Source organism: Rhizobium etli 8C-3, from assembly GCF_001908375.1.
GTDB classification, from domain to species: domain Bacteria; phylum Pseudomonadota; class Alphaproteobacteria; order Rhizobiales; family Rhizobiaceae; genus Rhizobium; species Rhizobium etli_B.
Window position 1 is genome coordinate 2600558 of the sequence record NZ_CP017241.1, and the last position, 12357, is coordinate 2612914.

Genomic DNA, 12357 nt, shown 5'->3' on the forward strand with positions numbered 1-12357 from the left:
CATGCCTCCCCGCCCTGATAGCGGGGAGGCATTTTCTTTCACTCCGAGGCCCCCGGATGAGCTTTGCATGAGCACCGTTTCAACTCCTTTGGCGAGCACCGCCCCCCTGATCAACAAGGATCGCGTAATCGACTGGCTGGGCATCTTGCCCTTCGTCATCTTCGCTCTGCTGTTTCTGATCATCCCCACGCTTTATCTTGTCGTCGGCGCCTTCCTCACGCCCGAAGGCGAATTCACGTTCAAGAACATCGGCGATCTCTTCACCCCGTCGATCATGAGCGCCTATTGGATCAGCATCCGCGTGTCCGTGGCTTCCGCTCTCGGGGGTGCGCTGATCGGCTTCTTTCTCGCATGGGCAGTCGTCCTGGGGGGACTGCCCTCCTCTGTCCGCTCGACACTTTTGACTTTCTCCGGCGTCGCATCGAACTTTGCCGGCGTGCCGCTTGCCTTCTCGTTCCTGGCAACGCTCGGCCGCACCGGCCTCGTCACCATCTTCCTGCGCGACTGGTTCGGCTTCAACCTCTACGGCACCGGCTTCAACCTGCTGTCCTTCTTCGGCCTCACCATCACCTACATGTATTTCCAGATCCCGCTGATGGTGCTGATCCTAACGCCGGCGCTTGACGGCATGAAGAAGGAATGGCGCGAGGCCGCTGAAATTCTTGGCGCCACGAACCGCCAGTACTGGACGATGGTGGCCCTGCCGATCCTCTGGCCGAGCCTGCTCGGCACGACGCTGCTGCTCTTTGCAAACGCCTTCGGCGCCATCGCGACAGCCTATGCACTGACAGGAAGCTCACTGAACATCGTTCCGATCCTGCTTTACGCGCAGATCCGCGGCGATGTCCTTCACAACCCGAACCTCGGCTACGCGATCGCGCTCGGCATGATCGTCATCACCGGCGTCTCCAACGTCCTTTACCTGATGCTGCGCATGCGCGCCGAACGGTGGCAGAAATGAAAGCTCAACGTCTCGGCGCCTGGATCGCCATTTTTCTGGGTGCGTCCTATTTCATCATTCCGCTGATCGGCACCATCGAGTTTTCGCTGCGAATGCGCCGCGGCGTATACAGCTTCGATGCCTATCAGTCGGTCTTTTCGGACATCCAGTTCCGCGAGACCTTCGGCTATTCCATGCTGATGGCCCTTTTGACCATCGTCTTCGGCATGCTGCTCGTCGTGCCGACGGCTTATTGGGTTCGCCTGCGCCTGCCGCAGATGCGCCCGATCGTGGAATTCGTGACGCTGCTGCCGCTGGTCATCCCGGCGATCGTCATCGTCTTCGGCTATCTGCGCATGTATAATTCGTCGTCGGTCCTGCCCCTGACGGGTTACACGACCGGCACGAACATCCTGCTCGTCTGCTCCTACATCACGCTTTCGCTGCCCTACATGTATCGAGCGGTCGATACGGCCATGCGCGCCATCGACGTGCGCACGCTGACAGAGGCGGCCGAAAGCCTCGGCGCCAGCTGGCCGACCATCATGTTCCGCTGCATCTTCCCGAACGTCATGAGCGGCGTGCTGTCGGGCGCCTTCATCACGCTTGCGATCGTCATGGGCGAATTCACGATGGCTGCCCTCCTCAACCGGCCGGCCTTCGGGCCTTATCTGCAGCTCGTCGGTGCCAACAAGGCTTACGAGCCTTCGGCGCTTGCCGTCATTGCCTTCTCGATCACATGGCTCTGCATGGGTCTGCTCAACCTCATCTCCCGTTTCCAAAAATCCGCCCCCGCAAGGTAACTGGCCATGTCATTCCTCACGCTGACCAATCTTCAGAAATCCTTCGGCCAGGTTCAGGTCGTCCATAATTTCAACATGAGCATCGAGAAGGGGGAATTCGTCTCTTTCCTTGGGCCGTCCGGCTGCGGCAAGACTACGGTGCTGCGCATGATCGCCGGCTTCGAAACGCCGACCGGCGGCAGCCTCTTCATCAACGGCAAGGATCAGCGCCCGCTGAAACCGAACCAGCGCAACATCGGCATGGTCTTCCAGGCTTACGCACTGTTCCCGAACATGAACGTGCACGACAACGTCGCCTTCGGTCTCAAGGTTGCGGGCATGTCGAAGGCCGACATCGATGCGCGCGTGAAGGAAATGCTGGGCCTCATCCGCCTCGACCATCTCGCTGATCGCTTTCCCTACCAGATGTCGGGCGGCCAGCAGCAGCGCGTGGCGCTTGCCCGCGCGCTTGCCGTCAAGCCGCAGGTCCTGCTGCTCGACGAGCCACTCTCCGCGCTTGATGCGAAGATCCGCGTGTCGCTTCGCGAAGAGATCCGCCTCATTCAGCAGAAGCTCGGCATCACCACCATCTTCGTGACGCACGACCAGGAAGAGGCGCTCTCGATTTCCGACCGAATTGTCGTTATGAATGCCGGCAAGGCGGACCAGATCGGTACACCCTTCGAGGTCTACAATACGCCCGCAACCCGCTTCGTCGCGTCCTTCGTCGGGACGCTGAACATGATCGAGGCGAAGGTCGTCGATCCGGCGGCAAACCGCATCCAGATCGGCGACCAGGCCGTGACGCTCAAGCAGTCGCTCGCAGCCTACAAGGCAGGCGAGACCGTTTCGCTGGCGCTTCGTCCGGAAGCAGGCTCGCTTTCCGACAGCGTCAGGAGCGATACGGCGCTGACCGGCCAGGTCATCTCCGCCCACTTCCTGGGCTCCGTCATCCGCACCCGCATGAATGTCGGCGGCAACGTCATTTCCTTCGACATGTTCAACAGCCCGGGCATCACCCCGCCACAGGCAGGCGAAACCGTCACGCTCCGCTTCATGGCCGCCGACCTGCTCGTCGTGCGCGATTGATCTTGCACAAATGACTGGACAAGAGCGCCATTCTCCGTGGCAGTTTTTTCTTTTCCAAACGCGTCAATAATCCGCCATCAGGAAAAAACGCTTGAACTGACGGGCGCCATGCCGCATGGACCGAACGATCCCTGTTCATCCACAAGCGCAGCCTCATGTCTCCCACCACCACGCCCGCCGCGGCTCCCCGCCGCCTCACCTCCCAGGATTTCCGCACGCTCGGCCTTTCCGCTCTCGGCGGTGCGCTGGAATTCTACGACTTCATCATCTTCGTGTTCTTCGCCACCGTCATCGGCCATCTGTTCTTCCCGCCGGATATGCCCGGCTGGCTGGTGACCATCCAGACCTTCGGCATCTTCGCCGCCGGTTATCTCGTTCGTCCGCTTGGCGGCGTCGTGCTTGCACATTTCGGCGACAAGTTCGGCCGCAAGCGCGTCTTCGCCTTTTCGATCCTGCTGATGGCGCTCTCGACACTCGGCATGGCCGCCATGCCGACCTATGCCTCGATCGGCGTTGCCGCTCCCATCCTGCTGATCCTAATGCGCATCCTTCAGGGTGCGGCGATCGGCGGCGAGGTGCCGGGCGCCTGGACCTTCGTCGCTGAACACGTCCCTTTCCGCCGCGTCGGCTTTGCCTGCGGTTTCCTGTGTTCCGGCCTGACACTCGGCATCCTGCTCGGTTCCTTCATCGCGACGATCATCAACTCGGTCTTCACGTCCGAGGAGGTCGCTGCCTATGCCTGGCGCATTCCCTTCTTCGTCGGTGGCATCTTCGGCCTCGTCGCCGTCTATCTGCGGCGCTGGCTGCAGGAAACACCGATCTTCTCTGAAATGAAGCAGAGCCGTTCTCTGGCGCGGGAACTGCCGCTGAAGGCGGTGCTTCGCGATCATCCGCGCGGCGTCATCATTTCGATGCTGCTGACCTGGATCCTGTCAGCGGGCATCGTCGTCACCACGCTGATGACCGCTACCTTCCTTGAGAAACTTTACGGCCACACCGCCAAGCAGGCGCTTGCCGCGACGAGCTTCAGCACGCTGTTCTTGATCTTCGGCACGGCAGCCGCGGGCGCGATCGTCGACCGCGTCGGCTCCGGCAAGTTCTTCACCGCCGCCAGCATCTTCTTTGGCCTCGCTACCTTCGCGTTCTACAGCTACGCTGCCGTCTCGCTGACAGTGCTCTTCGTGCTTTACGCGATCATGGGCCTTTCCGTCGGCATGGTTGGCGCCGTGCCCTACGTGATGGTCCGGGCCTTTCCCGCGCGCGTCCGCTTCACGGGGCTTTCCTTCTCGTACAACGTATCCTATGCGATCTTCGGCGGTCTCACCCCGCTGGCAGTCGCCTCGCTGCTGCCGATCAACCCCATGGCGCATGCCTATTACCTGCTTTTCATCGCTGCACTCGCCTTCATTCTCGGGCTTTACCTGATGGCCAGGGGCGACAGCGTCGAAGCCGAGGTCGGCATCGAGGAACTCACCGAGCGGCTTGCGGCAAGCTCGTAAGCCATATGCCAACGGCCGGACGGCAGTTTGCCCGGCAACCTAACATCATTCGAGGATCTTTCGATGATTACCTGCCATCTGCGCTACGTCCTCGACCCTTATAAGATCGCGGAATTCGAGGAATATGCTCGGCTCTGGATTCCGATCGTCAACCGGATGGGCGGCACCCATCACGGCTACTTCCTGCCGTCCGAAGGCGCCAACAACATTGCCGTTGCCCTCTTTTCGTTCCCGAGCCTTGCCGCCTACGAGGATTATCGTACACGCATGGCGACGGACACCGAGTGCCAGGCGGCCTTCGAGCTCGACCGCCGCAACCGCAGCATCATCAGCTACGAACGAAGCTTCATGCGGCCCGTCCTCGGATGAGCTGAAGATACGTATGAAACAAGCCAGCTCGAGGGCGAAAATCTATCTTGCGACCTAACGGATCGCTTGGTCCTTGGCATCGAAGCGATGCATATGTGCCTTGTCCGGCGTCGCATAAACAATCTCGTCCGGCTCGTACTTGTGTTCGCCAAACAGGCGCGCCGTCAGCAGGCCACATTGATCCGACTCCAGATAGACGATCGTATCGGCGCCGAGATGCTCGACATGCACGATTTTGGCCTTCCAGGTCCCCTGCTCGCGTGAAAGCGTCAGATGCTCGGGACGAACGCCGATCGTCCTTGCCTCCTTGTCGCCGAGCTTCTCTGCCGGGATCAAGTTCATCATCGGCGAGCCGATAAAGCCAGCGACGAAGACGTTTGCCGGACGATTGTAGAGTTCCATCGGCGAACCGACCTGCTCGATTGCACCGGCGTTCAGCACGACGATCTTGTCGGCCAGCGTCATCGCCTCGACCTGGTCGTGGGTGACGTAGATCATCGTCGCCTTCAGGCTGCGATGCAGGCGGGCGATCTCCAGGCGCGTCTGGACGCGCAGTGCCGCATCGAGGTTGGAAAGCGGCTCGTCGAAGAGGAAAAGTTCCGGTTCGCGCACGATGGCGCGGCCAATCGCGACGCGCTGACGCTGGCCGCCGGAGAGCTCGGCGGGCCGGCGCGCGAGATAGGGCTCAAGCGACAGCATCGACGATGCCTTGCCGACGCGCGTGTCGATCTCGTCCTTCGGCATTCCGGCCTGCTTCAGGCCGAGCCCCATGTTGTCCTTCACCGTCAAGTGGGGATAAAGCGCGTAGGATTGGAAGACCATGGCGATACCGCGCTTGGCGGGCGGCTTCAGCGTCTCGTCCTTTCCGTTGATGAGGACGGCGCCGGACGTCACGTCTTCGAGGCCGGCGATGCTGCGCAGCAGCGTCGATTTTCCGCAACCGGACGGTCCGACGAAAATAACGAATTCGCCGTCCCTGACCTCAAGGTCGATGCCCTTCAGCACCTCATGCGTGCCATAGGTCTTGCGTATGGATTTGAGTTGAAGCGATCCCACTAGTCGTTCCCTTGCAGTTTGACCGGTTTGCCAGTGCGCACGCTCTCATCGGCGGCGAGGCAGATTCGTAGCGATGCAACGGCATCGGCCATGTGGCGATTGAGGTCGAGATCCTCGCGAATGGCCTTGAGCATGAAGGACTGCTCGCGCTCGCAGAGCTCCTGATGGCCGGGTTCTCCCGCCATCGTCATGTCCTGATCCGGCCTGACGAACTTGCCCTCCGGCCCCGTCTCGGCACTGTGCAGCCGGATGACGGAGGTTTTGGTGTGCGTGTCGATGTCGTCGGATTTCGCGTTCGGGTCCATGACGATCGAGACCGCCCCGTTCGGCGACATGACATCTTTCACGAAGAAGGCCGTCTCCGAGATCATCGGCCCCCAGCCGGCCTCGTACCATCCAACGGAACCGTCCTCGAAGATCACCTGCAGGTGGCCGTAATTGTACATGTCCGGCGCGATCTCGCCGGAAAGTCGCAGCCCCATGCCGCGCACCTCGACGGGCTTGGCATCGGTGATCTGGCACATGACGTCGACGTAATGCACGCCGCAATCCACGATCGGCGATGTCGTCTGCATCAGTGACTTGTGCGTCTGCCAGGTCGGGCCACTGGATTGCTGATTGAGGTTCATGCGAAACACATAAGGCGGCCCAAGTTTCCGCGCTTCCTCTATCAGCTTCATCCAGGACGGATGATGGCGAAGGATGTAGCCGATCACCAGTTTCCGCCCGGCCTTCTTCGCAGCCGCCACGACGCGCTCGGCGTCGGCAACGGTCGTTGCAAGCGGCTTTTCCACGAAGACATCACAACCGGCCTCGAATGCGGCGACCGCATAATCGGCATGGCTGTCGGAATAGGTGCAGATGGAGCAGAGATCGGGCTTCAGTTCGGTCAGCGCCGTCTCGAAGTCGGGATAGATCCTGTAGCCCAGCAGCTCCGGCGCAAGCTCCGGCTTCGAGCGGTTGACGAGACCGACGATCTCGAAGTCCGGGTTGTTGTGATAGGCGAGCGCATGGCTGCGGCCCATATTGCCGAGCCCCGCGACGAGAACACGGACCGGCTTCTGCGAAATGGTCATTTCACTGCTCCGGAGGTGATGCCGCGGATCAGCTGCCGCGAGAAGATGACGTAGAGCACGAGGATCGGCAGGATCGCCAGCGACAGCGCAGCCAGAACGGCGTTCCAGTTGGTGACGAATTGCCCGATGAATATCTGCGAGCCGAGCGTGACGGTCTTGGTGGATTCGGCCGGCGCCAGGATCAGCGGGAACCAGAGATCGTTCCAGATCGGGATCATCGTAAAGACCGCAACCGTCGCCATAGCCGGGCGCACAAGCGGCAGCACCAGCCGGAAGAAGATTGCGTATTCGGAAAGCCCGTCAATGCGGCCGGCATTCTTCAGGTCATCGGAGACCGTGCGCATGAATTCCGACAGGATGAAGATCGCCAGCGGAATGCCCTGCGCCGTGTAGACTAGAACCAGCGCTGTCAACGTATTGACGAGACCCGCTGCCACCATGCCCTGCAGGATCGCGACCGTGCCGAGGCGGATCGGGATCATGATGCCGATCGCCATGTAGAGGCCCATCAGCGCGTTGCCGCGGAAGCGGTATTCGGACAAGGCGAACGCCGCCATCGCGCCGAACAGCAGCACGAAGAAGATCGAGACGACCGTCACGATGAAGCTGTTCTGGAAATAGGTCGCGAAGTCGCCCTGCCCCAGCACCGTCTGATAGCCGACAAGGCTGAAGGTCGAGGGCGTTGGAAGCTGCATCGGCGAACGGAAGATCGCGTTGCGGTCCTTGAACGAGTTGATGATCGTGAGAAACACCGGAAAGATGGCGACGAGCGTGTAACCGATCAAAGCCAGGTGAACGAGCCCGGTGCGGATGGGCGATGTGCGTGCTCTGTTGGACATGGACCACGCTCCTTAGAACTGATACCGGCGCATGCGCCGCTGGATGGCAAAAAGATAGAAAGAGACGCCAGCGAGGATGATCAGGAACATCGTCGTCGCGATCGTCGCCCCCATGGAGCGGTCGCCGAGCTGCAGCTGGAAGCCGAAGAAGGTGCGGTAGAGCAGCGTTCCCAGAATGTCGGTGGACATATCGGGACCGGCAAGCGCGCCCTGCACCGTGTAGATCAAGTCGAAGGCGTTGAAATTGCCGACGAAGGTCAGGATCGAGATGATGCCGATCGCCGGCAGGATCAGCGGCAGCTTGATCTTCCAGAACTGTGCCCAGCCGGTGATGCCGTCGCATTCTGCCGCCTCGATCACCTCTTCCGGAATGCTGAGCAGCGCCGCGTAGATCAGCATCATCGGGATGCCGATATATTGCCAGTTGGAAATCAGCGAGACGGCGACCAGCGCCGGGCCGGACTGGCCGAGCCACGGCGCGAAGAAGGATTTCATGCCGACAAGGCTCATGAGCCAGGGTGCAACGCCCCAGATCGGCGAGAGGATGAGCTTCCAGATGAAGCCGACGATCACGAAGGAAAGCAGTGTCGGCAGGAACATCGCCGTGCGGTAGAAGGCGACGAAACGCAGCCGCGGCGTGGACAGGAGCGCCGCCAGCGCAACGCCGATCGGATTCTGCACACACATATGGATGGCGAAAAAGATCAGGTTGTTGACAAGCGCGTTCCAGAAATCTTGCGCCCAGCGTGGATCGCCGAACAGGACCTTGTAGTTCGCAAGGCCAACGAAGGCGGGCACACCGTCAACCACATTGTAGAACGATAGCCTGAGCGTTTCGATCAACGGCAGGATCATGATCGCCGAGTAGATGACGATTGCCGGAAGAAGAAAGACACCGATATGCCAGCGCACCGGGCGCTTGAGCGAAATCGGGGTTGCCGATGTCAGATCGGTCATTGTTTCAGGCTCGCTTTGCTTCGTTCTCTCCCTCGTCCCTGTCTTCGGTTTATGCCGATCAACAGGGATCCAGTTCGCCGCCACGGCGCCACGGGAGACTCTTCTCAGGCGAAAGACTTCGCTGGGCTTTTTTCCTGTGACGAGCACAGGAACGAGGGCGGCGAAGATCGCCGCCCTTCTTGCGGCTTACTTGCCCGGCTTGTACCAGCCGTCTAGACCCTTCTGGAGCTTTTCGGCAGCCACTTCCGGCGTATCGGTGCCGTTGATGACATTGGCTGATTCAACCCAGGTTTCGTTTTCGAGGTTCGGCGTGCCCCGCGACAGGATCTGATAGGTCGAGCGGACGGTCGACTTGTACGGGCCACGCCAGGAAACGAATTCCTGAGCCAGCGGGTCACTCATCTTCACCGGATTTGAGTTCAGGCTGAAGAAGCCTGGCAGCGAGTTTGCGTAAATGTCTGCGAATTCGGAGGAAGCAACCCAGCTCAAAAACTTCTTTGCTTCCTCAGGATGTGGGCTTTTCGTATTCAAGCCGACGCCGATGTCCGGATGGTCGGAGATGTAGCCGGTGTCGCCAGCCTTCGGAACCGGCGGCGGGAATGCGCCCATCTTGAACTGCGCCTGGCTGTTGAACAGCGAAATTTCCCACGAGCCGGCCGGGTAGATCGCTGCACGGCCGAGCGTGAAGAGGTTTTGGCTGTCGGAATAGGTCTGCGCTTCGAAGCCGTCGCCGAGATAGGGCTTCCACTTGGCGAGTTCCTTGAAAGGCTCGACCCACTCGGCATCCGTCAGCTTCTTCTTGCCTTGGATCAGGGCCATGCGGCCCTCTTCGCCCTTCCAATAGTTCGGGCCGATGTTCTGGTAGCCCATGGTTGCGGCTTCCCAAAGATCCTTGGTGCCCATTGCCATCGGGATGTAGGTGCCGTCCGCCTTGATCTTTTCGAGCGCGGCGTAGAACTCGTCCTGCGTCTTGGGAACGGCGATGCCAAGCTTGTCGAAGGCATCCTTGTTGTAGATGAAGCCGTGAATGACCGAAGCCATCGGAACGCAGAAGGTCGACTTGCCGTCGTCGGTCGACCAGGCAGCCTTGGCAACCGGCGTGAAGTTTTCCATGCCCGGCAGGCTTGTCAGATCAGCAAGCTGCTTCTTGTTAAAGAGTTCGAGCGAGGCGTCGAACGGGCGGCAGGTGATGATGTCGCCTGCCGATCCGGCATCGAGCTTTGCGTTCAGCGATGCGTTGTATTCAGTCGGCGCAGTCGGCGAGAAAACGAGCTTGATGCCCGGGTTCTTGGCCTCGAAGGCCGGGATGATCTTTTCCTGCCAGATCTGCAGGTCGTCGTTGCGCCAGCTTTCGATCGTCAGCGTGACGTCCGCAGCATAGGCAAAGCCGGCAGACGTAAGCAGACTGGAGGCAAGCAGCAGGCTTTTCAGAGCAGTGTTTTTCATTTCCCTCTCCTGTTTTAAGCGCCGCGGGGGCGCTATCTTGGTTCTGAAACAAGCAGTTGGCGTGCCTGAAGGCTACACCCAACTCCCCTTGGAAGGGCCGTCATCACCTGCCGACCCCCGAAAGCCAGACGGACGCTGAAGGCGAAGACGCCCCGGCCCGTATGCGCCCTGCCGATACGCTGAACCGGGCGCGATATTATCCTTAAGGAAAAGCTGCAGGCGGCTCGGTCTCCACGGCGTTTGCGCCGACGCGGCAATCGTAGTTCCACCTTTTCTCAAAGAGACCGGCTGGTGTCCTGACGCCGGTTCCATCTGCCTCTACGTGCTGTTCCCTTTTCCAGAATTAAGGCCAAAAAAATACCAATTGTCCAGCCGAATTTTAACTTTTGACGTCCGTAAGCTTCATTTAAAAATTTTATCTTTAAAAATCAAAGAGATACAAATGCAGATTTTTCGCGCCAATTCCGCTTGGTAAATGGTATTTTTTTGGTATGGTAATAAAACCAAATGGATGCGTCGTTCGGAGGTTCGATGACGGAACTGGCAATCGGCATAGACGGAGGCGGATCGAGCTGCCGTGCTGCAGTTGCGGACAGAAGGGGCAATGTTCTGGGCCGCGGCAAGGCGGGGCCTGCCAACATCCTGTCCGATCTAGACGGCTCTCTCCTCAATATCGTGGAGTCAGCGCACGATGCTCTGCGCGAAGCGGGCCTGCCTGCAGAAACCATCTCCAAAGTCTCCGCAGTTGTCGGAGTCGCGGGCGCCAATGTCGGCGACTACGGAGCCCGCATCGAACGCAACTTGCCCTTCGCAGACGGCCATGTCGTCACTGATGCTCTGATCGCGCTTCAGGGCGCGCTTGGCGATTCCGACGGCGTCATCGGCGCCTTCGGCACCGGTTCGGTCTACAATGCGCGCCGGGACGGCAAATTGCGAGGCATCGGCGGCTGGGGCTTCGTCGTCGGTGATCAGGCGAGCGGTGCGCGCCTCGGCCGCGACCTTTTGGAAAAGTCGCTGCTCGCCTACGACAAGGTGCGCCCGTCTTCGCCGCTGACGGCAAAGCTCATGGCTGAATATGGCGGCGACCCCGAACGCGTCGTCGAATTCGCCCACGCCTCGAAACCCAGGGATTTTGCGCGATACGCGCCGCTTGTCTTCGACTACGCCGCACAAGGCGACAAGATCGCAATTGGCATCATCAAGGACGCCGCATTGGCGATCGACGAAAACCTGGACGCCCTCCTCTGGCCGGAATGCCCGGCGATCTGTCTGCTCGGCGGCCTCGCGGGGGCTTACGAACCCTGGCTGGCCGAGCGGCATAAAGCACTCCTCAGAGTGCCTAAAGGCGATGTCCTCCAGGGTGCGATCGAACTCGCAGTAAATTATCTTCAGGAGCGACAGAAGGGCGCGGCATGACGGATGATTTTGCCAGCATTCTTTCCCCCGAGCGCCTTCAAGCCGGCGGCAGCGGCCCGCTCTATGTCAAGCTGCGCCGCACTCTTGAAGAGGCCATCCGTGCCGGTACCCTCGGCCACGGCGACGCCTTGCCTCCGGAGCGTGACATCGCGGAGTTCTCGACCGTCAGTAGGGTCACGGTCCGCAAAGCGATAGACGAACTCGTCGCGGACGGCCTGCTCGTGCGCCGCCATGGGTCCGGCACGTTTGTGACCAAGCCGGTCTCGAAGGTCGAACAGCGCCTGTCGCAGCTCACCTCCTTTACCGAGGATATGGCCCGCCGCGGCATGACCTCTCGCTCCGAATGGCTGCACAAGGGCATCCACACCCCCTCGCCCGACGAGATGATGATTCTCGGCCTTGCCGCCGACATCAAGGTCTCGCGGCTGAGCCGCCTGCGCATCGCCGACGACCAGCCTCTGGCAATCGAAAATGCCAGTGTCTCCGGCGAATTCCTGCCGGATCCTTTCGTGGTGACGACATCTCTTTATGCTGAACTGGAGCGGCGCCAGGTTCGTCCGGTACGCGCGGTGCAGCGCATCTCTGCCACGAATATGAAGGACGCCGACGCCCATCTCCTTGGTGTTCCCGTTGGCGCCGCCGGCCTATCGATCGAGCGTATCTCCTATCTCGGTTCGGGGCGCGCGGTCGAATTCACCCGCTCGCTCTATCGTGGCGACGCTTATGATTTCGTGGCAGAGCTGACGATCGGGGCCTGAGAATTGCCAGATGCGAGCGGCCCAGCGGTCATCGGTGGCAAGGTGATCAGCTCATCGCCGGTCAGCGAGGTGGCCCAACCGTGCGGTATCGCGCAGAACTGCGTTCAATTCTCGCCTTCCCAGGCTCTAA

General features: G+C 60.4%; 12 protein-coding genes. 7 read left to right on the plus strand and 5 right to left on the minus strand.

The genetic code is table 11. From position 1 onward, the window contains the following. Window positions 1-67: 67 nt before the first annotated feature. The 5 genes from AM571_RS13145 (at window position 68) to AM571_RS13165 (ending at window position 4679) form a co-directional block, all read left to right on the plus strand. Window positions 68-961, plus strand: coding sequence for an ABC transporter permease (locus AM571_RS13145; protein WP_074061780.1), 894 nt, complete (start codon window positions 68-70; stop codon window positions 959-961). Then, a complete protein-coding gene (locus tag AM571_RS13150) occupies window positions 958-1743 on the plus strand; it encodes an ABC transporter permease (RefSeq protein ID WP_074061781.1) in 786 nt (261 codons plus the stop codon). The genes AM571_RS13145 and AM571_RS13150 overlap by 4 nt, the downstream gene beginning before the upstream one ends. A gap of 6 nt (window positions 1744-1749) precedes the next feature. Further along, window positions 1750-2811 carry an ABC transporter ATP-binding protein gene (locus AM571_RS13155; RefSeq protein ID WP_074061782.1) on the plus strand — a complete coding sequence of 354 codons (1062 nt, stop codon included), beginning with the start codon at window positions 1750-1752 and terminating at the stop codon, window positions 2809-2811. 155 nt (window positions 2812-2966) lie between these two features. Further along, on the plus strand, window positions 2967-4310 hold the full coding sequence (locus tag AM571_RS13160; protein ID WP_074061783.1) for an MFS transporter: 1344 nt from the start codon (window positions 2967-2969) through the stop codon (window positions 4308-4310). A 63-nt stretch (window positions 4311-4373) separates the two neighbouring features. Continuing rightward, a complete protein-coding gene (locus tag AM571_RS13165) occupies window positions 4374-4679 on the plus strand; it encodes an NIPSNAP family protein (RefSeq protein ID WP_074061784.1) in 306 nt (101 codons plus the stop codon). Between the two features lie 54 nt (window positions 4680-4733). Here AM571_RS13165 and AM571_RS13170 read toward each other — a convergent pair whose 3' ends face one another. The 5 genes from AM571_RS13170 to AM571_RS13190 form a co-directional block, all read right to left on the minus strand. Next, window positions 4734-5735, minus strand: a complete 1002-nt coding sequence (locus AM571_RS13170) for an ABC transporter ATP-binding protein (RefSeq protein ID WP_074061785.1) — start codon at window positions 5733-5735, stop codon at window positions 4734-4736. Next, entirely contained in the window at window positions 5735-6811 is a 1077-nt protein-coding gene (locus AM571_RS13175; RefSeq protein WP_074061786.1) for a Gfo/Idh/MocA family protein, read from the minus strand. Before AM571_RS13175 ends, AM571_RS13170 begins: the two co-directional genes overlap by 1 nt. Next, window positions 6808-7650: a carbohydrate ABC transporter permease gene (locus AM571_RS13180; protein WP_074061787.1), complete on the minus strand. Its 843-nt coding sequence runs from the start codon at window positions 7648-7650 to the stop codon at window positions 6808-6810. The genes AM571_RS13175 and AM571_RS13180 overlap by 4 nt, the downstream gene beginning before the upstream one ends. A gap of 12 nt (window positions 7651-7662) precedes the next feature. Further along, a complete protein-coding gene (locus AM571_RS13185; protein WP_074061788.1) occupies window positions 7663-8607 on the minus strand; it encodes a carbohydrate ABC transporter permease in 945 nt (314 codons plus the stop codon). Window positions 8608-8793: 186 nt separating this feature from the next. After that, window positions 8794-10053: an ABC transporter substrate-binding protein gene (locus AM571_RS13190; RefSeq protein ID WP_074061789.1), complete on the minus strand. Its 1260-nt coding sequence runs from the start codon at window positions 10051-10053 to the stop codon at window positions 8794-8796. A 531-nt stretch (window positions 10054-10584) separates the two neighbouring features. Here AM571_RS13190 and AM571_RS13195 point away from each other — a divergent pair. Next, entirely contained in the window at window positions 10585-11469 is an 885-nt protein-coding gene (locus AM571_RS13195) for an N-acetylglucosamine kinase (RefSeq protein ID WP_074061790.1), read from the plus strand. Next, complete coding sequence (locus AM571_RS13200) at window positions 11466-12227, plus strand: GntR family transcriptional regulator (protein ID WP_074061791.1); 762 nt, start codon at window positions 11466-11468, stop codon at window positions 12225-12227. Before AM571_RS13195 ends, AM571_RS13200 begins: the two co-directional genes overlap by 4 nt. The last annotated feature ends 130 nt before the right edge of the window (window positions 12228-12357 follow it).